Below are 22,601 nucleotides of genomic sequence, written 5' to 3' on the forward strand. Positions count from 1 at the left end.
TAGCTACTACCTCAACCCATGGAATCAACTAACCCTATCCCGTCACCAGCCGACGAGCAGCCATTTGTGCATGAAGAATGCGGTGACACGATGTGGGAGGCCGTGCTGGCCCAGCCCGAGCACGCGGCCGAAGCGCGCCCGCCCTTCCCTCCCTTCACGGCCGAAACAGCGGCCCGTAAAGTACAGGCCGCCGAAGATGCCTGGAATAGCCGCAACCCCGAACGAGTCAGCTTGGCCTACGGCCCCGATACGGAGTGGCGCAACCGCGCGGAGTTCCTCACCGGCCGCGCGGCGGTGCGGGACTTTCTGACGCGCAAATGGGAGCGGGAGTTGGACTACCGGCTTAAAAAAGAGTTGTGGGCCTTTACCGACAACCGTATTGCCGTGCGCTTCGAGTATGAATACTACGACGCTGCCGGGCAGTGGTTTCGGGCCTATGGCAATGAAATGTGGGAATTTACCGACGATGGCCTCATGCAGCGCCGCTACGCCAGCATCAACGACGCGCCCATTCGGGAAGACGAGCGCCGGTTGCGGTAAATGCGGACCCCGTTTTAACTTTACTTCGCCCATGCAACTTCTATCCGTAAATGTCGGCCGGCCGCGCACTGTTGAGTGGAACGGACGCACTATTACCACGGCCATCTTCAAGCAGCCCGTGGCCGGGCCGGTGGCGCTGGCCGGCGTGAACTTGGCCGGCGACCAGCAAGCGGACCTGACCGTTCACGGCGGCCCCGACAAAGCCGTGTACGCCTACGATGGGGCGCACTACGACGCCTGGCGCGCCCTGCTGCCCGAGTGGACCGACTGGTCGCCGGGCTTGTTTGGCGAGAATCTCACCACGGAAGGGCTGCTCGAAACCGAGGTGCGGGTCGGCGATGTGTATGGCCTGGGCACGGCGCGGCTGCGGGCGGTACAGCCCCGTCAGCCCTGCTACAAGCTCAATGTCCGGTTCGACGACGGGGGTATGGCCGCCCGCTTTGCCCGCCTGAATCGGCCCGGCATCTATTTCCGCGTTGTGGAGCCCGGCACCGTGCAGGCCGGCGACGCGCTGGTGCTGCTCGAACAGGCGCCTACTACTATCACCATTCAATACTTGTCGCAGCTTATTCTCTCGCGCACTACGGTCCTGGAGCCCGCCCAGCTGGCCGAACTGCTAACCATGCCGCACCTGCCGATTTGGTTGAAACAGAACCTAACTAGCCGTTAGGCCTAGCAAAAAGCCACTTTCACGCCAGGCTACTGCTCGTTTCCTGCATCCTAAGCCAGCTTGGCCAACCGCACTTCGGCCCTGCCCTTTAAGCTGGGAGACGGGTACTTGTAGGGGTTATGCTGGCATCTGCCGTTGCTTTTGGGTCTTGGCCATACCCTTAAGCCAGGCGCAGCACATTACGGCACTACTGTCGTGGCTTACCCTCTATGGTAGGCGGGGCTACGCAAGACGCAGCCTCGGCAAAGGGTTGGTACAAAGGCCAAACGGACGACCACTCAGCTGATGCACGATTGCCAGCTAGCGCTGCTTCGGCGGAGGCCAGGAAGGTGCGCCTTGTTGGACCCCACCAATCGGTGGCGGTTGTGCAGGCAGAAATGGGGGCCAGAAAGTGGAACCTCTTAGGCATCGTGCTGGCCCCACCTTGTTGACCTGTTCGGTACGTTCAGCGATGCTGCCTACAGCAGGGCTAATGCCTAACAGGTTGACCCAGGCTAGACGAGGGAATGACTTGCTGAAAAGATGGGTATCGCTTACTCGTTAGGACGAGTTCGACTTAGAGGGAAAATCAGGGAAATACTGGCTCAGTTGAGGTATGGGCAGTATTCGGGGGCAAGTTGAGGACGATTGCTAACTCGTCGTTTTACCTTTTGTACCAATCTGTTAATCAAGGCCAAAGCTGTTGTGAATGTTGAATGGCTATTGGTGGTCTATTGTAGGGTCCGGAGCCATAATCCGCTATCTTCCACTTTCTTCTCACCTATCGTTCGACGCATGAAAATTCCCATACGCTACGCCCTGCTGTTGTTGCTACTAATACTGGGATGGGCTGGTCCAGCCGCCGCGCTTACGCCGCCTGCTGCTGGCCGTCCGCTGGCCGACGCGCTGAACTCCGACGGCACCCTACGGCCCGGCACCAACGGCTCCTTTGATGCCCGGCAGTTTAGGATGGGGACCGCACCGGATGGGCGCCCGGTATTTCAGCCGGCCGGTACCACGGGGGCGGGGGATGAGCGGTGGCAAAGCGGATTCAGCCTGTTCAACGGGGCCGATACCGCTATAAAAACCATTGTGCAGTCAGGTAATGATATTTACGTTGGTGGCGCCTTTACGTCGGTAGGCGGAATAAAGGCCGCTTATGTAGCCAAATGGAATGGTACGGCTTGGAGCAGTCTGGGCACGGGCATGGCAAATGGTGGCGCGGAGGGCACGGTGCTGGTGTTAGCCGTTGCTCCCAATGGAGACGTGTACGCAGGGGGCGACTTTATCCAGGCTGATGGCAGCGCGGCGAACAACGTGGCCAAATGGAATGGTACCACCTGGAGCAGTTTGGGCACCGGTGCCGCCAATGGCGTGAATGGCAGCGTTTCGGCATTGGCCATCGCCGGAAATGGCGATGTATTGGTCGGGGGCGATTTCACCCAGGCCGGTGGGCTATCTGCCGGGCATGTAGCCCGCTGGAACGGCAGTGGGTGGAGCACCCTGGGAACGGGTGCTTCCAATGGAGTAGATACAGGCGTGCTGGCCTTGGCCGTGGCCAGCAACGGCGATGTATACGTGGGCGGCTACCCACGCATTGCCGGTTCGATGACGGTCAACAACGTGGCCAAATGGAACGGCACCGCTTGGAGCACCCTGAACGGCGGCGTGAATGGGGACGTGAGGCTACTGGTAGTAGCCAGCAATGGTGAAGTGTATGCCGGAGGGGTATTCTCCCAGGCCGGCGGCGCCGCGGCCAGCAATGTGGCCAAATGGAACGGCAATGCCTGGAGCAGCCTGGGTACCGGCACGGCCAATGGCGTGAACGGCGGCGTCCTGTCCTTAGACGTAGCCAGCAACGGCGATGTATACGTTGGCGGCAGCTTCTCACAGGCGGGTGGGGTTGCTGCCAACCGCGTAGCCCGGTGGAACGGTACCAGTTGGAACACGCTGGGCACCGGTGCCACCAACGGAGCCAACGGCGAGGTGTTTGCCCTGCAACTGGGAAGCAATGGCGATGTATACCTCGCCGGGGACTTCACCCAGGCGGGTGGTGCGGCCACCAGCTTCCTGACCAAATGGAATGGTACCGCCTGGAGCAGCTTGGGCAGCGCTGTGCTAAGCAACGGTCTGAACCGTCAAATTGATGCCCTGGCCGTGGCCGCTAATGGTGATATATATGTGGGTGGATTCTTCACCCAAGCTGGCGGAGCCGCGGCCAATTACATCGCCAAATGGAACGGTAGTGCTTGGAGCAGCTTGGGTAGTGGCCCGGCCAATGGCCTGAACGGCGAGGTCGTCGCGCTGGCCGTAGGGAGTAACGGTGATGTATATGCCGGCGGCAGCTTTACGCAAGCGGGTGGGCTGCCGGCCAATTACATCGCGCGCTGGAACGGCAGCGCCTGGAGTAGTCTGGGCACTGGCCCATCTAATGGCGTGAACAATTTTGTCAGGGCGCTGGCAGTCGCCAGCAACGGCGATGTATACGTGGGGGGCACCTTTTCCCAGGCCGGCGGCGTGACTGCCAATAATGTAGCCAGGTGGAATGGTACCACCTGGAGCAGCCTGGGTACCGGCGCGGCAAATGGTGTCGATGTGGGCGTCGTTGCCTTGGCCGTAGCCGGCAACAGTGAGGTGTACGTCGGCGGATCTTTTACCCGGGCGGGTGGCATCGCGGCCAGTTCCATAGCCAAGTGGAATGGCACGGCTTGGAGTAGCCTGGGCACGGGCCTGAACAGCAACGTACTGGGGCTGGCGGTGGCTGGCAACGGCAACGTGTACGTGGGTGGCACCTTCACCCAAGCCGGCGGAATAGCGGCCAATAGGGTGGCCCGGTGGGATGGCACCACTTGGAATAGCCTGGGCACGGGCCCGACCAATGGGGTAAACAGTAATGTGGTGGCGCTGGCAACCGCCAGCAATGGCGATGTATATGTGGGGGGCAGCTACTTGAGCCAAGCAGGTGGAGTTTCCGTCAACCAGGTAGCCAAATGGGACGGTACCGCTTGGAGTCCGTTAGGAACCGGGGTAAACAGGCAGGTCTACGCTCTGGCTACTGGCTCTATGGGAAAACTATACGTCGGAGGCGATTTTACAACGACTGGTGATGGCAGCAAGCTGATGGCGCGCTTCGCCATCTACGACCCCAACGTCTCGCTGGCCACTACCGCCGCCAACCTCGCGCCCGCCGCGCAGCTTTTCCCTAACCCGGCCCACGGCACGGCCACGCTACGCTTGCCCGCCGGCGCCCCCCGCCAAGCCCTCACCCTCACCGATGCGTTGGGACGTACCGTGCGCCGCTACCCCGCCCCCGCCGGACTCGAGGCTGTACTAGACCTGCACGGGTTGCCTGCTGGTCTTTACCTGCTGTACGGTGGTGGTCCTCTTCAGCGCTTATTAGTAAAGTAGTCCCGTAGCAACCGACCTGTTGTGCTGTTAAGTGAGGGGGCGAAGTTAGGCATACTGAAGCCGGACGTATATTTTCTGAGCCATGCTCGCAAAAAAGAGCAAGACCACGCTGAATAAACGGCGCAAGCGCAACGCCTTCAAAGCCGAGGCGTTGCGCTTGGCAACGATGAAGACAAGCGGCGGCAGGCCCGGTTCCGGACGGTATTTGAGAATTCTCCCCTAGGGCAGAAAATCACTACCCCGGACCTGACTATCCAACAGGTTAATCGCGCGGTGGTGAATATGCTAGGCTGTCCGAGTGAAGCGGATCTAGTGGGCCACAAAATCCTGGAGTTTGCCCACCCCGACCACCGGGCCGACTAAATCTTTTTGCAGGACCGGCTCTGGGCGCACAAGCTGCTGCACTTCACGCTGGAAACCTGTCTGGTGCGCTGCAACGGATCCTCCTTCTGGTGCCAGGTGACGTCCATTCGCTTCCCGGATGAGGACGAGGAACTGGGCTACACGCAGTTAGAGGACATCAGCGACCGAAAAATCCTGGAGCTGTCGTTGAAGCGCCTCTACGACGCACAGGAAACCATCATGCACTTGGTAACGCATGATCTGAAGACACCCATTGCCCAATTCAGTTGCTCACCGATCTGTTAGATCGTCAACTAGACGCCGTAGTGGAACCTCTGGAACGCAATGCGGAAGAGGCCACACGCTACATGATGCTAATCCGCTGGGCGTGTGCTGAAGCCGACAAGCTGCTGAAAGACGTGCTGTTCCTGGGCTCACTCGACGCCCGCCACCTACCCAAGCAACCCGCCAATCTCAATACCTTTATAGAAAAGCGGCTGGAACCCCATCAGCTAGTAGCTCACGACAAAGGCATTGCCCCCTTGCTGTCCCTACCACCCCAGCCCGTGCATGCGCAACTAAACGCCGACATCTTCGGCCGGGTGGTGGACAACTTGGTGAGCAACGCCCTGAAATTCACGCCGGCCGGCGGGCAGATTACCGTTGGGTTATAGGAGTGGGCAGGCTGGGCACCGCTAACGGTGCAGGACAACGGAATTGGTATTCCAGAAGCGTTGCAGGAGCAGCTATTCGAAAAATTCAGCCCCTCGGTTCGGCAGGGGGTTGGGGGCTAAACCAGCACGTTGCTAGGGCTGATCGTTACTGCGGCCAGGCCGCAGTTGTCGAAGCTGCCGTAGTCGATGTCGACGGGGTAGAAGGTGCGCGTGCCATTCTCCAGCCGGGTCTGCAAGCCCGCTACGCATAGCATAGGGGCGGGCCCTGCAAGGCAGATGTGTAGCTGCCCTGGGCCAGGGCCGAAGCTGAAAACTGGCTTCGGTAGTGTCAGCGCGTTGGCTGAGTGAGTGGGTTCTTGTAATTTGGCGGTTACGTGCTGTCCACTCTTTCAAATAAAATGAATGAATTATGATTGCGAATACTGCCGGCTATCTGCTGCTTGAGCCAGCGGGATATGTACGGCTGGTATGGCATCAAAAGGTGTCTAGCACAGAGGTTCGGGAGTTGCTCAATCAGGCGCTACAGTTGCTTGAAAGATCCCACTGCGGCCGTATGCTTATTGACCACCGACAAGTGGCGCCGTACAGTGAGGAAGACTGCAAGTGGCTGGTGAGTGACTGGTTTCCCCGCTGTATGCACCAGACTAACTATGGCTATGGAGCTGTGCTTGCTTCTTACGACTTGTTCGTGAAGCTAGCCGTGTCCTCGTTTGGGCAATATGTGCGCCAACAGTTTGGCATCCATTACCACTATTTCGAAGCGGAGCAGGAAGCTGATGCTATTGATTGGTTGGTGGCCCAGCCAGCTACGTTGCAAGAGGAGTAAGCAGATGGACGGCCATTAACCCCGCATAGGCACCTATTATGCATAAAAAAAGCCCCTCATAGCAGGGGCTCCGTGGAAGAAAGGTCGAATGAGGATTAAGCTGCAAGGGGTAACCGGTAAGGCTGCGAACCTTGTGTGCCGATGCGTACGGGTTGTTCCTGGTGCAGGGTGGGCTGCTCTTCAGGCTGGAACACAAGGCTGCCGTTGCTGGCAGGGAAAGCAGGCAGTACCTGGAGAGCTTGAGGGGTAGCAGTTAGAAATAGGGCGAGGGCGGTCAGTTCCATGGGGCAAGTCAGTGTGGTGGTGAGCGGAGGGCAATTGATGGCGTTTATGCCATCAAAGGTCGGTGGTACCGCCACCAAGAGAAAGGACAATGCTCCTGCTTTTGCGACTAGTACTATTACTGGATTGTATCATCATTTGAGTAGAATGCAGGACGCCGCCGAGTCCTTCTCCACGTTACCGTACCTGTGGGATATACAAACCGCCATTAAATGTGACATAGCCAACCCAGAAATCCGGCTAGGACTGAACTAGCAGCCAAGCGGCGGCCGTGGGTTCGTCGTCGAAGAGGCGGTACAGAACCGAGCCCCGGGATTCTTCCCACACCTGGATGAAGGCGCAATGTGTGGTATCAATGGGCGCGAATAATATGGCGCTGATGGTGCGCCCGTGGGTGAAGTGGCGGGCCTGCCAGTAGTCGAGTAGTAGGGCCTGCTCGTCTTTGGTGTAAGGGGTGAGCTGGCGCTGATCACTGAGCGTTTTGTGCCAGCGGCGGCGCTGGAGCAGCAGCCCGGTGTGCGAGAGAAATTCTTGGAAGTCGAGTAAGCTGCGGGGACCGGGGTAGAAGTGGATCAGGGCGTAGGCGTCGGGGTGCGCGTAGATACGTCCCACGGCGTTTTCAAAGTACAACTGTGGCATTGGGCGAAGTAAGCAGGAGCAGATTGTTCTTTAAATCTACGCGAGAGCTTGGTGCTTGCAATCTGCACAGTAGACAAATAGGTTACTGTGCAGGGCAAGCATCCACACTGGTGCGGTAGCTACCCAAGCAGAGTTGACAGAATTATTATTGGGCGTGTCGTTGGCAACAACGCAGGTCATGCTCGTCACGCGGCTAGCATCCTGATTGGTTACGGATAACACTACTACTTTCCCTATCCGCGCCGGTACCGTTGTATGGCCCTGTTTAATAGACTTTGCCGCGTTGTAATCACCATCGTGTTGTTAAACGAACAGGAAAAACCTTCGACTCGGTCGCTTTCTTTCTCCTTGAGAAAGCCTTTTCTGCGAGGTAGAAATGGCTTTTTACTATTCTTTACTTTACTATAAAGCTCATTCCTGGGCTAGTAAGCGCTGCACCTCGTCACTGTAATAACTGCCGCTTAATTGGGTGAAGTCGTGCAGGATGGTTGCGTGCCAGGGGGCGTGGCGCCGCATCAAATTGAGCAGGTGCAGAGCACCCTGTACGGCGGAGAAGTCGCCTTGATCATTAACTAAAGAAACCAAGCCAGCTTGCAGGCGCAAACGCAGGGTAGGCGGCAGTTGAGCCAGCGGCTCATTTACCAAGACGGGGTCCGTAATCTGACGCACGGCTCGCAAGGGAGAATGGAAGGTATAGCTGCTGGTCAGGTGTCGTAGTGCCTCCGGATGCTCCAAAATAAACACCATCTCCTCGATAAATGCTTGGTAGGAGGTGAAATATAAGGTGGCAACGGCCGTAGGAAAGTTCAGTTCAGGCCGGTGGCCGTCGGAACTACCGGCGTACCAAGTAGCGAGCAGTGAATGGGCCCAGTAGGCATCGGGGTGGTTAGGCTGCCATTGCAACTGACGCAGGAAACTTACTAGTGGACCCAGCGTCTGCACAGTGTGTCGGTTCAGTTGCCAGGTTGCCAGCGCCTGTAAGCCCTGCCGCGAGGTAGCCGTTTGGGTGGCAAAGGTAGTCGGAACGAAGTCGATGGGCAGTACATCGGCTTGGATAAGAGCGGTGAGGCCCGAAATGCGCGAAGTGCTAAAGTCGCCCCGCGCCACTAATTCTTGGCACACGGCCAGTCGGTCATTGGGGTCGAGCAAGGGGCTGACAAGCAGCTTGTTGATAAAATCGGGCCAGGGATTAGCGCGTAGTAACGGCAACGCATCGCCAGGCTGCAAATCAAGCAATAGCAGCTCACGGGCGTAGGTGATGAGTGGCTGCACTGGTTTGCCGGTAGCAAGCCGATAGAGGAAAGGCCGTAAATCGGGGCGCGGCCGCTCCTGCCAACGAATGTAGGGCAGAATTTGGCCGATTTCGTCTTCGTTGAGGGCTTCCAATATAGGCAAGGCATTGAATTCTAGCTGCATGCGCGTAAGAAGCAGGGCCGCCGCGTACTGCCGGGCCGGCACGCGCAAGGCCGCTAGTAGCGGCTCAGGTGCTGGGGCTGCCAGTGCCGCGGCAAACGCCAAATCAGGGTCTTCCGAAGCCAGCGCAGCCAGAGGTATTGGCTGGGGCCTCCCTCTCAGCACCTCAAACAGACCCTGGTTGACCACTGCTTCCAGGGCAAACGCCCCCTGCGCGGCCACGGCTAGCCCGGCGGCAGTAAGCTGTTGCAAACTCAAGCCCCCGGGCGGTGTGCTCAGGCGCCAGTGACTAAGTGTCAAAGCAAACTCAATACCCAACTCGCCCTCGGGTGGCACGCTGCTGAGCAGCAGCTCTAGGTCAGGCGCCACGTCGGCACGGGTGAGTTCCCCTTGGGTTTGCCAGAGTCGTAAGCGGGCTAAGGCGGCCAGGATCCGAGTGAGCTGGTAAGGCGAGACCTCACGGATTTCGGTTAGCTGCTCGGCGTCGCTACCTCCCCGCCGGGGCGGGAGGGTGAGAGCAGCCAGTTCGGCGTCAGGCAGGGGCAGCAGGGGCAGCAGGCTGGATTCCAGCGAGCGGGCCCAGCCCCGGTGCCGGGTAAAGCTTTCAGCTAGGGCCAAGTCGTCGATGTGGCGGTCGGCTACGGCGGCGTGGCGCTGATAAAGGCGAGTGAAGTGTTCAATTTGAGCGGAGTCGAAAGCTTGCAGTCGCTCGGGGATAGTGAACTGGTCGGAGCCCAAGTGCTTGAGCCAGCGGCCGGCGCCGTACTGCTCATCGGGCACTTGCGTGGCACCACAGTGACGGCAGAAGTTGCCTGCTGGCGTTAGGTGGGTGCACCAGTAGCAACGGTGCTCGCGCCGAACAGCGCTACCGCAGGTAACACACAAATCGCCGGGCTGCCAGTAGGGCGGCTGCACCTGCTGGCAGACTTCACAGCTTACACGCATAGGTGAAGAGTGGAAAAGCTACAGAATAAGGAAAAACAGAAGGCTATGCGCATGGCCGCAAAGTCGAGGCTTTGCATCTGAGTGAGTAACTCAGCTGGGCGAGTACTGCGCATAAGCTGCCCTTTAAACGCGTGCCATTTACCTACATCCGGGCGCGGCGCACACGGCCCCAGAGTTGCTCTTTCTCCTCGTCGCTGGCTTCAGCAATGCGGCGCGGAATGTCGTCTTTCGAGAGGCCGTCACGGCGCAGTAGCATAGCTAGGGGCAAGAGGGAGGTGGGCACGAACTGGGCTCCACAGTTGCGGCAGCGCTTGCCCGGACCACTAGACCCGCACCAGAAGCATTGCTCGATGGGCTCGGCTTGCCGCCCGCAGTTGATGCACAAATCGCCGGGGGTGTAGTCTTTGGGTTGTTTGGCGTGGCAATTGGCGCAGTGCACCACGTCCGCCGACTCCACCACGATAGTAGGCGGAGGGGCGACATGGACGGCTGGGTTTGCGTTAGTGTCGGCGGCCGCAACGGAGGTAGGCACCGCCCATTCCAGCACCCGAACGGCTACCGCCGGGTCGAGGTCAGGCATCAGTTCTAACAGCGTTACCACATTGCCGATGAGGCTAAAGTCCGCCCGGCTACCGACGCCTATTTCGGTTAGCTGTGCTAATTGCTCTTCACTCAGACCTTTGGCTAATAGGATGGCCCGTTCTAGACGCGAAAATTCCGGATTCATCGAGTTTAATAAAGAGAACGAAGGATAGTAGCTGGTAGCCCATGCATTTTCTGCTCCTACGCCAACTGTCGGGCTGGGTTGGGGCAACAAGCGTAGCGGATTGGTTAAAGCCTAGCCGGCTTAACCAACGCAGGAAAGTACTACTGCTAATCCGTTTGGCGGCAAAGTTCTCTCTTTTTTATTCACTGCCTGAATTATTTGCTGATGGGTTGGGCACTCAGCTATTTGCTACTTTTGGTAACAGGTCTGCTCCATTCTCATTCTTCCCACTTAGTGAGGTTACTAGTATTCTTCTCGATTCTCTGTGGGCTTCTGCTGGGGGCTTTGCCACCAGCTATAGCCAGCACGAATAAGTCCGACAGCTTGCTCACGGAGCTCAACCAGGCACTCACTCAAAAGAAGACCTACGACGAACAACGCTGGAACCGCATCCGCCTACTCGCCACCGAATTTGCCTCGCGCCAAGTAAACGACGACACTAAATTCGCGTTGGGGCTGCGCATTTACGAGGAGTACAAGGCTTTCAAGTATGATTCAGCTTTCGTGTATTGCCAGAAGCTAATTCGTTTGGCCGACCAATTGCAGCAGCCCGAGAAAAAGGAAGTGGCCAAACTCAAGCTATCCTTCGTGCTGCTGTCTTCGGGCTTGTTCAAGGAAACTTTTGAAACGCTCGACAGCATCAACCCGAGCCAGCTCAGCAAGGAAGACAAGCAAAGCTTTTACTTTCTGATGGCCCGTGCCTACAGTGACTTAGGCGACTTCAACCAAGACCAGACCTATCGGCCGGCCTACTACGCCAAGGCGCTGGCCTACGCCGATACCACCTTGCAGTTCTGCCAGCCTGGCTCCTACGACTACCTATCGGTGCAAGGGTTCCGGGCGCAGAAAACGGGCAACCAGGCTGCTGGAGCGGCGCTGTATCAGCAAGTGCAGCGGCTGCCGCACCTCACGCTGCACCAATTGGCGGTGAGTGCCAGCACTACGGCATATTTGTATGAACTGGCTGACCAGCCGGAAAAGGCATTCGAGTTGCTGCTAGTATCGGCCATTGCCGACGTGAAAACGGCTACCAAAGAAACCACGGCCATCTTCAAGCTCTCCGACTATTGCTACCGCCAGGGCGACTTAAAAAATGCCTACACCTTTATCAAGGAAGCGCGGGAGGAAGCCAACTTCTACAAGGCCCGGCAGCGGCAAATCGAGATTAGCCACGTTTCTTCCGTCATTGAAGGCCAGAAAATCAATATCATTGAGAACCAGCGTAAGTCGCTGAAAACGTACGCTATTATCATGACCTTACTGGCGGGCGTGGTCATCTGCTTTGCAGTTATTAGCGTTAAGCAGCTCCGGAAGGTGCGCAAAGCCGACCGGCTGATTTTTGCTGCCAACCAGGAGTTGCAGGCCCGCAACGACGTACTCCGGCAATTGAACGACGACCTCAACGAAGCCAACAAGATCAAGGAGGAGTACATCGGGTTTTACTTCCACAACAACTCGCAGTACATCGACAAAATAGAGGCTCTCAAAAAGCGGCTCGATAACCTGCTGAGCAGCAAGCAATACGCCAGCGTGCAGAAGTTGATCGACAGCGTAAACATCAAGAATGAGCGCAACGAACTGCTAAAAGGGTTCGACTCAATTTTTCTGCGGCTGTTTCCCAATTTCATTGCGCAGTTCAACGCTTTATTTCGGGAAGAGGAGCGCATCAAACTCGGGGAAGATTCCCTGCTTACTACCGAGCTACGCATCTTCGCGTTGATCCGGCTGGGCATCAACGACAGTGAGCAAATCAGCCGAATGCTGGGCTACTCCATCAACACGATTTACACCTACAAGACTCGGGTGAAGAACCGGTCTTTCCTGCCCAACGACGAATTCGAGGCCCGCATCCAAGCCATTCAGGCGGTGTGAGTGGCAGCGCTATTGTAGGTGCTGTTGGCAGTGCTTGACGCACCCCTTCGGGGGTAGCAACCAGGGGGCCACTCAATTCAGTTTCATTATTAGCCGTGCCGCACGAGCACTGCCAGGGCTTGCCATGCGGCAAAACAAAAGGCTGGTTTGCCCACCCCATGTTGGCCGCCAGGCAGGTGTAATGGGCCGCCAGCCAACACTCGATTTAAGAAGAAATGGGCCGCATAAATGGCTCTATTTTCACGATATAACTTCCAATAAAGGCCATATCGAATCCATATTTCAGGTGGACTTTTGTTTTACAAGGATCTATAAATCAATATTATAGATCCTAACACGGTTTATATTTTTCATACTGTGGTTTGACAAATTCTGGGTGAATAGCAGTGCCTCTAGTTTTGCTTTCCAACCCTGCTGCAAACGATTGTCAGGACTGGTCCGCCATTAGCAAGGTGGTCCTACAAGGCACTGCAAAGTGCTCCGCTACTTGGCTAATCGGGAACGTGGGTTGGGCTTACAAGATGCACTGTTACTCACCTAAAATTCCCTCATGCTGCACACGCTACCTCTCTCTATTACGCCCCAGCTTTTGCGAAAATCCGTGCTGACTTCGGTGCTGGGCGGCCTGGCGATGAGCACCGCTTTGGCTGCTCCCAGCAACGGTCTGCATCTGCTCTTAGCTGCTACTGGCCCCAACCATGCTACGACTCCTAATCTGTGGGCCAGCCGCACCGAAATGCTGGCGGGTGGTACCCTGACCGGGCGAGTAGTGGATGCCAAGGGCGAGGGTATTCCCGGCGTTACCGTTATTGTGGAAGGTACCACGCTCGGCGCTTCCACCGATGCCAACGGCGCTTATACCATTGCCAATGTGCCGGCGGGGCCACACACGCTGGTGTTTTCGTCGGTAGGCCTGGTTTCAAGCCGCGTGACGGTTACGGCACAAGACGGACAAGCCACTTCGGTGGCCGTTACCACGCTCAACGACAACACTACGCTGCTCAATGAAGCCGTGGTAGTCGGCTACGGCACCACCCGCCGCCAAGACCTAACTGGTTCGGTAACCACCGTAACTACCAAGGACTTTGTGAAAGGACAGGTTACCTCGCCCGAGCAATTGGTGCAGGGCAAGGTGGCCGGGGTGCAGATAACTACCAGCGGCGGGGCGCCCGGCGAGGCCAGCGTAATTCGCATTCGGGGCGGCTCCTCGCTGAACGCCAGCAACGACCCGCTCATCGTAATTGATGGTGTACCCGTTGACAACCAAGGCATTAACGGGGCTGGCAATCCGCTGTCGTTGGTGAATCCGGCGGATATTGAAACGTTTACGGTGCTGAAAGACGCCTCCGCCACGGCCATTTATGGTTCGCGGGCGGCCAACGGCGTAATTCTCATCACCACCAAGAAGGGCGTGGACGGCGAGAAGATGCGCGTGAACGTCAGTTCCCAAGTATCGCGGGCCACCAACTACGGCAAAGTGGACGTGCTCAGCGGCGACGCTTACCGCAATCTGCTCAACCAAGCCGTGGCGGCCGGCACCATTGCGCCCACCAATACTGCGTATCTGGGCACCTCCAACACCGACTGGCAGGACGCCATCTACCAAACTGCCTGGACCACCGACAATAACATCAGCCTGACCGGCAGCGCCAAGCACGTGCCGTACCGCCTGTCGGTGGGCTACCTCAACCAGGACGGCACTCTCAAGACCGGCAACCTGAAGCGCAACTCGGCTTCCATCGGCCTCTCGCCCCGGCTATTCGACAACCACTTACGGGTGGATGTGAACGTGAAAGGTACCTGGGCCGACTACCGCTTCGCCGACCAGGGCGCCATTGGCGGTGCCATCCGCTTCAACCCCACGCAGCCCATCTACAGCACCGGCCCCGACGGTTTTAATGGCTACTTCGAGTGGCGCGACGGGGCCATTCCGAATCCGCTGACCGGGCGCAACCCGTTGGCGTTGCTCAACGACAAGCGTGACCGAAGCACCGTGCTGCGCAGCATCGGCAACGTGCAACTGGACTACAAGCTGCACTTCCTGCCCGATTTGCACGCCAACCTGAACGTGGGCTACGACGTGGCGCGCAGCGGCGGCACCGTCTTTGTTCCGGCCGCGTCGTCGGTTGCCTTTTCCACGCAGGGCCTGAACAACTCGTACCGGCAGGCCAAGGACAATAAGCTGCTGGAAACCTACCTCAACTACAGCAAGGTGCTCGGCGACCACCGGATAGAAGCCCTGGCCGGTTACTCGTACCAGGACTTCTACACCTACACGCCATTCCGCTTCGGCTACAAAGCCAACGGCGACCGGGTGTCACCGCTCGACCCCGCTCAAAACCCGTTCAAGACGCAGTACACGCTGCTTTCCTACTACGGGCGGGTGAACTACAACTACAAGGACCGGTACCTGTTTACGGGTACGCTGCGGGCTGATGGCTCCTCGCACTTCAGCCCGGAAAACCGCTGGGGCTACTTCCCGGCGGCTTCGGTAGCGTGGCGAGTCAACCAGGAGGCGTTTCTAGCGGAGTCGAAAACCGTATCGGATTTGAAGCTACGGGTGAGCTACGGCATTACGGGCCAGCAGGACATCACCAACGTGGCCGGCGACTACCCCTACCTGGCCAAGTACAGCATCGGGGCGCCGTCGGTGCGGCAGATTTTCGGCCAGGATACCGTGTATACCCTGCGGCCCGCCGCCTACGACCAGAACCTGCAATGGGAGCAAACCACCACGTATGATGCAGGCCTGGATTTCGGCTTCTTCGAGAACCGCCTGACTGGCTCCTTGGACGTGTACCTACGCAAAACCTCTGATTTGCTGGCCGTTATTCCAATTCCGGCGGGCACCAACCTTTCCAACACGCTGCTCACTAACATCGGCAGCTTGGAAAACCGTGGCGTGGAGCTGGCCTTGAATTACAACGTGCTGCAAGGCGAGAAGCTGAACTGGTCGGTGAACTTCAATGCCACCAAGAACCGCGGCGAAATCACCAAACTCTCGCAGGTGGTGGACCCCACCTACCTGGGCACGCCTACGGGCGGCATCGGCAACTTCCAGTTTGTGCAAGTGAATGCCGTGGGCCACGCGCCCAACACCTTCTTCTTATACGAGCAGAAGTACGAGAACGGCAAACCGCTGGAAGGCCCCACAGCCAGCCCTACCGTGACGCAGTACGTGGACCAAAACAACGACGGCGTTATCAACGAGCGGGACAAGGTGTACGGCAAGTCGCCGGCGCCCAAGGCCATTCTAGGGTTCAGCTCCAACCTGAGCTATGGCAAAGCCAGCCTGGCCTTCACGCTCCGCTCCAACATCGGGGGGTACGTGTACAACGGTATTGCCGGCGGCCAGAGCAACTACTACGGGCTGAATACCGGCCTCAACTACTCGGCCAACGTGGTGCCAGCCATTTATAATACTGGCTTCAAAACCGGGCAAACATTCAGCGACATCTACCTGGAAGATGCCTCGTTTGTACGCCTCCAGAACGTGACGTTGGGCTACAGCTTCGGCAACCTGCTCAAGGAAGGCACCAACCTGAACGTGACGCTGGCCGGCCAGAACCTGCTGCTGCTCACCGGCTACTCCGGCCTCGACCCGGAGCGCGCCACCGGCATCGACACCAACTTCTACCCGCTGCCCCGCACCGTTACGTTGGGCGCCAACCTGAATTTTTAACCGCTGCTACGCTTCTTTTCCATGAAATTCCACCCATACCTGCGCCGCAGCGGCCTCGCCTTTGCTTTTGCCGCTTCCTTGCTCACCGGGGGCCTCACGGCCTGCACCAAGGACCTCGACCGGGAGCCGTTTTACGACCTCAACACCGAGTCGGTGTACCGCGACCCGGCCAACCACATTCAGGTGCTGGCCAAACTGTACGCCGGTTTCAACCTGTCGGGCAACTCGGGTAGCCCCGATGTATTTGCCGGGCAGGGCAAGGACGAAGGCGAAACTTCGTACCTGCGAGCTTACTGGTACTTGCAGGAGTTGCCCACCGACGAAGCCGCCGTGGCTTGGAACAGCGGCCCGCTCCAAGAGCTGAACACCATCAGCTGGACGTCAAGCAACGACCTGATCAACAACAGCTACACCCGCATTTTCTACGAGGTAGCCGCGTGCAACGAGTTCATCCGGGAAACCTCCGACGACAAGCTCAGTGGCCGCGGCATTTCGGGCGCCGATGCCGACAAAGCCCGCCTGTACCGCGCCGAGGCTCGCTTTCTGCGCGCCCTGGCCTACTTCCATGCCATCGACCTGTACGGCAACGTGCCCTTCGTGACCGAAGCCGACGCGCCAAGTAAGAACCTGCCCAAGCAAATCAACCGCGCCGACCTGTTTGCCTACCTCGAGTCGGAGCTGAAAGCCATTGAGCCAGAGCTGACTGCGGCCCGCCAGGGACCCTACGGCCGCGCCGACCAGGGTGCCTGCTGGACGCTGCTGGCCAAGCTCTACCTGAATGCCCAGGTGTACACCGGCACGGAGCGCTACACCGACTGCCTCACGTACTGCAACAAAATACTCGGTGGCGGCTACCGCTTAGCCCCGGAGTATCGGCTGCTGTTTCTGGCCGACAACAACGTAACGGCAGCCTCAGAAATCATCTTCCCGATTACCTCCGACGGGCTGGTTTCGCAGGTGTACGGGGGCACCACCTACCTAATACACGCTGCCGTAGGCGGCCAGATGCAAACCAGTGACTTTGGCATCAACAGCGGCTGGGCCGGCAACCGCACCCGCAAGAATCTGCCCCTGTTATTCCCCGCTCCGGCCAATGGCGCCGACCGCCGGGCCATGTTCTTCACGCCGGGCCAAAACCTGGAAATCAACGACCTAACGATTTTTTCGGATGGTTACGGCGTGACCAAATGGAAAAACAAGACCTCTACCGGGGCCAATGGTGTAGATCCGCAGCAAATCTTCGCAGACACCGACTTTCCGCTGTTTCGGCTGGGCGACGTGTATTTGATGTACGCTGAGGCCGTATTGCGCGGCGGCACGGGCGGCGACCAAGCGCAAGCCTTGGCTTATGTGAATGCCCTGCGCGACCGGGCTTACGGCAATACCGGCGGTAGCACCGCGGGCCGCATTACCGCCGCCCAGCTGTCCGCACCCAACTTCCTCCTCGACGAGCGGGCTCGGGAGCTTTACTGGGAAGCCTCGCGCCGCACTGATTTGGTGCGTTTTGGGCAGTTCACTAGCGCCAGCTACCTGTGGCCCTGGAAAGGCCGGATCCGTAATGGCCAAAGCGTAGATGCCAAGTTCAACCTCTATCCGCTGCCTTCCACCGACATCGTAGCCAACCCCACGCTAGTGCAAAACACGGGCTATTAAAGCGCCGCACAACCGGCGAGAACACCTATTTGGTTCGGGACTTAGTGTCTGGCACTCAGGGTGGGGACCCCAAGCGGTATGTAGGTGCCAGCTTGTTGAGTGATGCCAGGCATTAAGTCCTAAACCTCTTGTTTCTGCCACGCCGCGCTTTCACTCAAACCGACGGCAAAGAGCAAGTACCCTCACAAGCTACCAGGTACCGAATACGGTGTGCAGTACAGGCCGCCACCCCGCCAAAAGCTCACACGTGACAGCCCTACCACTACCTGATTTTAAAGTAATAGCCTGCGGCGCTGCTTCCAGAGCCAAGGCTACGTTTGATACACACCTTCATGAGAAAACTTTTGCTGGCGGGGCTCCTGCTGCTATCTGCCTACCAGGTTGAAGCCCAAGCCACTGCTCCCCTAACGGCGCGCCTCAATAAAGTTAGTTTGACGTTTGCGGTGGGCGCTGATGGCCACCCCACGTACGCCGTTTCCTTCGGGCCGAAGACGGTTATTAAGCCTTCTCGCCTGGGGCTGAGCTTTGCTGATGGCAAGGGCTTCGAGGGCCCACTAGTACTCACCGGCAGCGAAACCAAGGACGTGGATGAAACCTGGCAGCCGGTGTGGGGCGAGGTGAAAAACATCCGTAATCACTACCAGCAGCTCACGGTGCACCTGCGCCAACCCGCCGCCAACGGCCGCCAGCTCGACGTGGTATTTCGGGTGTTTGCCGATGGGGTAGGTTTCCGCTACGAGTTTCCGCGCCAGACCGGCCTGCAATACTTCACGGTGCAAGACGAGCACACCGAGTTCAACCTGCCCGCCAACCACAAGGCGTTCTGGATTCCTGGCGACTACGACTCCAACGAGTACGCTTACACCACCAGCCGGGTGAGCGAGGTGAACACCACGCCCATTAAGGCCATCGAGCTGAAGGCCCCCGCCAACCGCATCCAAACGCCGCTCATGCTCAAGTCGGATAACGGCTTGTATGTCAACATCCACGAGGCGGCGCTGGTGAACTACCCGGCCATGATGCTGAACGTGGACACCAAACGTTTCAGTTTAAGCAGTCAGCTCGTGCCCGACGGCACCGGCTCGGGCGCCAAAGCCTACCTGCAAGCGCCCGAGCACACGCCTTGGCGCACCATTGTGGTGAGTGACAAAGCGCCCGACGTGCTAGCCAGCAAGCTGATTCTGAACCTGAACGAGCCCAGCAAGCTCCCCGATACCAGCTGGATTAAGCCCCAGAAATTTGTAGGCGTGTGGTGGGAAATGCAAGTAGGCCGCGCGTCCTGGAACTACTCCGACAGCAGCAACATCAAGCTGGCCGGCACCGATTGGCGCAAGCTCAAGCCCAACGGCCGCCACGGCGCCACCACCGCCAACGTGAAGCGCTACATCGACTTTGCCGCCGCGCACCACATCCCCGGCGTGTTGGTGGAAGGCTGGAACGTGGGCTGGGAAGACTGGGTGGGCAACTGGAAGGAAGACGTGTTCGACTTCGTGACGCCCTACCCCGATTTCGACGTGCAGGAGTTGCAGCGCTACGCCGCCGGCAAGGGCGTCAACATCATTATGCACCACGAAACCTCGGGCTCGGCCACCAACTACGAGCGCCGCCAGGATGCCGCCTACCGCTTCATGAACGAGCACGGCTACACCGCCGTGAAAACCGGCTACGTGGGCCGCATCATCCCGCGCGGGGAGCACCACGACGGCCAGTGGATGGTGAACCACTACGTGCGCACCGCCCAAAATACCGCCGACCACCACATCATGGTGGACATGCACGAGGCCGTGCGCCCCACCGGCTTGCACCGCACCTACCCTAACTGGCTGGCCTGCGAGTCGGCGCGGGGCAACGAGTTCAACGCCTTTGCCGACGGCAGTGCCCCCGAGCACGAAACCATCCTGCCTTTCACCCGCTACATGGGCGGCCCGATGGACTACACGCCTGGCATCTTCAAGCTGCAAGGCTACGCCGCGGCGGAACCCAAACGCCAGATGCACAGCACCCTGGCTAAGCAATTGGCCTTGTACGTGACGCTGTACTCGCCGCTGCAAATGGCCGCCGACCTGCCCGAAAATTACAACGAGCACCTCGACGCCTTTCAGTTCATTGAAGACGTGCCCGTGGACTGGGACGACACCCGCATCTTGGCCGCCGAGCCCGGCGACTACCTCACCACCGTGCGCAAAGCCAAGGGCAAGGATGAGTGGTACCTGGGCAGCATCACCGACGAGCAAGCCCGGAAACAGCCCGTGAAGCTGGATTTCCTGACGCCCGGCCAGCGCTACGAAGCCATCATCTACGCCGATGACAAAGGCGCCGACTGGCAGAAAAACCCCGCGGCTTATCGCATTTCCCGGCAGGTAGTTACCAGCCGGTCGTCGCTGAGTTTGCAGCTGGCGCCCGGCGGCGGGGCAGCGGTGAGCTTCAAACCCATCAAGTAGTAGCGCTTAATTCCAACGCTGAATTTCACGCCCATTATTCCTTCCCACCATGTCTGTTCGTAGCAACCTGTTCCAAATAAGCACTGTTCTCCTGCTCACCGTTAGTCTGGTAGGTAGCTGCAAGCCCGACGTACCCCAGCCGCCCACGCCCACGCCGCCCAACCCCACCACGGTCACCCCGCCGCAGTACGGCGCGCCCTTCGCAGGGGTGCCCAACCGCGAGAATGCCGTGATGTACCAGGTGAACATGCGCGCCTTCAGCCAAGCCGGCAACTTTGCGGGCGTCACGGCCCGGCTTGATTCCATTAAGGCCATTGGCGTGAACGTGCTGTATCTGATGCCCATTTACCCCATTGGCACCGACAGCAAATCGGTGAATTCGCCGTATGCCGTGAAGGATTACCGGGCGGTGAACCCGGAATTTGGTACTCTCACCGATTTGCGAACCTTAGTGGATGCTGCCCACGCCCGCGGCCTGACTGTGCTGCTCGACTGGGTGGCCAACCACACCAGCTTCGACCACCCCTGGATTACTGCTCACTCCGATTGGTACCAGAAAAACGCAGCCGGGAATATCATGTCGCCCTCCAATAACGGCACCACCTACAACGACGTGGCCCAACTCAACTTCAACAGCGCGCCCATGCGGCTGGAAATGATTTCGGCCCTGAAGTCGTGGGTGTACACGGCCAACGTGGACGGCTTCCGGTTCGACTACGCCGACTTTCAGCCCAACGACTTCTGGAAGCAAGCCAACGATACCCTGCGCAACATCAAGACCCATAAGCTGCTGCTCATGGCCGAGGGCACCCGCAGCACCAATTTCGCCTCGGGCTTCGACTACAATTTCGGCTTCAACTTCTACGGCGGCATCTACAACGTGTACCGCAACAACCAGCCCGCCACCGTGTTCGACAACCTCAACACCAGTGAGTATGTGGGCGCCACGGGCACCCAACAAGTGGTGCGCTACATCACCAACCACGACGTAAATGGCTCCGACGGCACGCCCGTAGGCTTGTTCGGGGGCAATGCGGGCGCCATGTCGGCCTTCGTTATTGCGTCTTGCTACCGGGGTATTCCCATGATTTACAACGGCCAGGAAGTGGGCATGACCACGCCCATCACTTTCCCCTTTACCACGGTGAAAGTGAACTGGAACGGCAACCGGGCCATCACCCTCGCCTACAAACAGCTGCTCGCGGCCCGCGCCGCCAGCCCCGCTCTACGCGCTGGCACGCCCACGGCTTACAGCACAACCAACGTGTGCGCCTTCACCAAAACCGCCGGCACCGACCAAGCTTTTGTGCTGGTGAACGTCCGCAACTCCGCTACCACCTACACCGTGCCTGCCGCCCTGGCTGGCACCACCTGGACCAATGCCTTACAGGGCGGTACCATTACCATTGGCAGTCAGGTGGTGTTGCCGGCGTTTGGCTATCTGGTGCTAAAGAAGTAGCAAAAGAAAAGAGTTGTGGCTATTGTAGAGCCCTATTCTATTATAGCGGGCAACACGTTAGCACTGGAGACGAAGCTGGCAGATAGGACCTGTTGATAGAATTGGCGGCACAGCAAGTACCCATTTGATGCCTCACGTGAAACTGCCCGATGACTTATACATCCTCGCTGCTACTATCAAATACACGGCGGGCTTCCCGCAATTGGAATTGGATGTCGAAAGTGCTGGCAACCTCCAAACACACCGCATAAGATGAGCTGACTTGCAGTAGACCACGGTTGCGCTCAAGCAATTGCTTATGGAAAACGGCAGAGTGGAAATCGGCTTCCGAGTGGCCAGCGCAGCCAACGCTTCTTGCTAAGTAGAGGGGGTGTCTTTAGTAAGAATGCAGTAAAAACGCTGGCAGTCCTAGACAGGCAAGCGCCGCCCGACTAAAAGCAGAAGCGGCGCTTGCTCTGTTGGCAGTAGGAAAGCTAAATGGATCGTCGTGAAAGCCAAAAGAACCGGAGTCGCGCCCGCCGCCAACGGTCCGATGGCCTCACGCTGAGCCGGGTCAAAGTAGTGAAACCGTGAAGCAGTTCTACGCGCTGCTACTGCTGGGAACAGCCTTGATGCTAGGTAGTGCTGCTTTCCCTGACCCACCACCCGCCACCGCCATTACGCTAGGCCAGCAGCTATTCTTCGATCCTATCCGGCGACCAGCGCATCAGCTGCGCCAACTGCCACCGGGAACAGTTTGCCTTTGCTGATACGGCTGTGCTAAGTGCCGGCGTCCCGCTACGCCCTCGGCCATGAATGTGCGCGTGCAAACCACTTTCTTCTGGGATGGCGGGGCTGCAACGCTGGAAGAGCAGGCGCTGATTCCGGTGGCCAACCCGCTGGAATGGATTTACCTATTCCTAAAGTAATAGCTCGCCTCAACAGCAGTCCTGCGTACTAAGCCACCTTCCGGCAGGTGTTTGGTGAAGCGCCAACCGCCCGTACGCTAGCGCCACCTTGGAGCCAACGCA

General features: G+C 58.4%; 16 protein-coding genes and 3 pseudogenes. 15 read left to right on the forward strand and 4 right to left on the reverse strand.

The window, feature by feature from the left end; translation table 11 throughout:
- Positions 1-18 precede the first annotated feature (18 nt).
- The 7 genes and pseudogenes from G536_RS0125045 to G536_RS33135 all read left to right on the forward strand — a co-directional run.
- Positions 19-540 carry a nuclear transport factor 2 family protein gene (locus G536_RS0125045; RefSeq protein WP_425402145.1) on the forward strand — a complete coding sequence of 174 codons (522 nt, stop codon included), beginning with the start codon at positions 19-21 and terminating at the stop codon, positions 538-540.
- A gap of 31 nt (positions 541-571) precedes the next feature.
- On the forward strand, positions 572-1,210 hold the full coding sequence (locus G536_RS0125050) for an MOSC domain-containing protein (protein ID WP_022826359.1): 639 nt from the start codon (positions 572-574) through the stop codon (positions 1,208-1,210).
- Between the two features lie 774 nt (positions 1,211-1,984).
- A complete protein-coding gene (locus tag G536_RS0125060) occupies positions 1,985-4,597 on the forward strand; it encodes a hypothetical protein (protein WP_022826361.1) in 2,613 nt (870 codons plus the stop codon).
- A gap of 189 nt (positions 4,598-4,786) precedes the next feature.
- Positions 4,787-4,960, forward strand: a pseudogene (locus tag G536_RS33130) (PAS domain-containing protein); the annotation flags it as partial.
- Between the two features lie 6 nt (positions 4,961-4,966).
- Complete coding sequence (locus G536_RS0125065; protein ID WP_022826362.1) at positions 4,967-5,245, forward strand: diguanylate cyclase family protein; 279 nt, start codon at positions 4,967-4,969, stop codon at positions 5,243-5,245.
- Positions 5,227-5,613: a sensor histidine kinase family protein gene (locus G536_RS0125070; protein WP_169515169.1), complete on the forward strand. Its 387-nt coding sequence runs from the start codon at positions 5,227-5,229 to the stop codon at positions 5,611-5,613. Before G536_RS0125065 ends, G536_RS0125070 begins: the two co-directional genes overlap by 19 nt.
- Positions 5,614-5,637: 24 nt before the next feature.
- Positions 5,638-5,733, forward strand: a pseudogene (locus tag G536_RS33135) (hypothetical protein); the annotation flags it as partial.
- On the opposite strand, the gene G536_RS32425 reads toward G536_RS33135, so the two are convergent.
- Positions 5,730-5,867: a hypothetical protein gene (locus G536_RS32425; protein ID WP_022826364.1), complete on the reverse strand. Its 138-nt coding sequence runs from the start codon at positions 5,865-5,867 to the stop codon at positions 5,730-5,732. The pseudogene G536_RS33135 and the gene G536_RS32425 sit on opposite strands and share 4 nt — an antisense overlap.
- 155 nt (positions 5,868-6,022) lie before the next feature.
- Here G536_RS32425 and G536_RS0125080 point away from each other — a divergent pair, with 155 nt between their 5' ends.
- Positions 6,023-6,439, forward strand: coding sequence for an STAS/SEC14 domain-containing protein (locus G536_RS0125080; protein WP_071837834.1), 417 nt, complete (start codon positions 6,023-6,025; stop codon positions 6,437-6,439).
- A gap of 522 nt (positions 6,440-6,961) precedes the next feature.
- On the opposite strand, the gene G536_RS0125095 is transcribed toward G536_RS0125080, so the two are convergent.
- From G536_RS0125095 to G536_RS0125105, 3 genes are all read right to left on the reverse strand, one after another.
- Positions 6,962-7,360, reverse strand: a complete 399-nt coding sequence (locus tag G536_RS0125095; protein ID WP_022826368.1) for a hypothetical protein — start codon at positions 7,358-7,360, stop codon at positions 6,962-6,964.
- Between the two features lie 411 nt (positions 7,361-7,771).
- Positions 7,772-9,718: a zinc ribbon domain-containing protein gene (locus tag G536_RS0125100; protein WP_022826369.1), complete on the reverse strand. Its 1,947-nt coding sequence runs from the start codon at positions 9,716-9,718 to the stop codon at positions 7,772-7,774.
- A 142-nt stretch (positions 9,719-9,860) separates the two neighbouring features.
- The gene (locus G536_RS0125105; RefSeq protein WP_022826370.1) at positions 9,861-10,445 is read right to left on the reverse strand and encodes a hypothetical protein; all 585 of its coding nucleotides are present in this window, start codon (positions 10,443-10,445) and stop codon (positions 9,861-9,863) included.
- Positions 10,446-10,769: 324 nt separating this feature from the next.
- Here G536_RS0125105 and G536_RS0125110 point away from each other — a divergent pair, with 324 nt between their 5' ends.
- From G536_RS0125110 to G536_RS32935, 7 genes and pseudogenes are all read left to right on the forward strand, one after another.
- On the forward strand, positions 10,770-12,356 hold the full coding sequence (locus tag G536_RS0125110) for a DUF6377 domain-containing protein (protein ID WP_022826371.1): 1,587 nt from the start codon (positions 10,770-10,772) through the stop codon (positions 12,354-12,356).
- 550 nt (positions 12,357-12,906) lie between these two features.
- Positions 12,907-16,038: a SusC/RagA family TonB-linked outer membrane protein gene (locus G536_RS29860; protein WP_022826372.1), complete on the forward strand. Its 3,132-nt coding sequence runs from the start codon at positions 12,907-12,909 to the stop codon at positions 16,036-16,038.
- 21 nt (positions 16,039-16,059) lie between these two features.
- Complete coding sequence (locus G536_RS0125120) at positions 16,060-17,691, forward strand: RagB/SusD family nutrient uptake outer membrane protein (RefSeq protein ID WP_022826373.1); 1,632 nt, start codon at positions 16,060-16,062, stop codon at positions 17,689-17,691.
- Between the two features lie 332 nt (positions 17,692-18,023).
- Complete coding sequence (locus tag G536_RS0125125) at positions 18,024-20,132, forward strand: glycoside hydrolase family 97 protein (RefSeq protein WP_022826374.1); 2,109 nt, start codon at positions 18,024-18,026, stop codon at positions 20,130-20,132.
- Positions 20,133-20,181: 49 nt separating this feature from the next.
- Entirely contained in the window at positions 20,182-21,591 is a 1,410-nt protein-coding gene (locus tag G536_RS0125130) for an alpha-amylase family glycosyl hydrolase (RefSeq protein ID WP_022826375.1), read from the forward strand.
- 684 nt (positions 21,592-22,275) lie between these two features.
- On the forward strand, positions 22,276-22,386 hold the full coding sequence (locus G536_RS33140; RefSeq protein WP_084708899.1) for a cytochrome c peroxidase: 111 nt from the start codon (positions 22,276-22,278) through the stop codon (positions 22,384-22,386).
- Positions 22,380-22,499 (forward strand): annotated as a pseudogene (locus G536_RS32935) (cytochrome c peroxidase); the annotation flags it as partial. The gene G536_RS33140 and the pseudogene G536_RS32935, both read left to right, overlap by 7 nt.
- Positions 22,500-22,601: the final 102 nt, after the last annotated feature.

Source organism: Hymenobacter norwichensis DSM 15439 (assembly GCF_000420705.1).
Taxonomy (GTDB): domain Bacteria; phylum Bacteroidota; class Bacteroidia; order Cytophagales; family Hymenobacteraceae; genus Hymenobacter; species Hymenobacter norwichensis.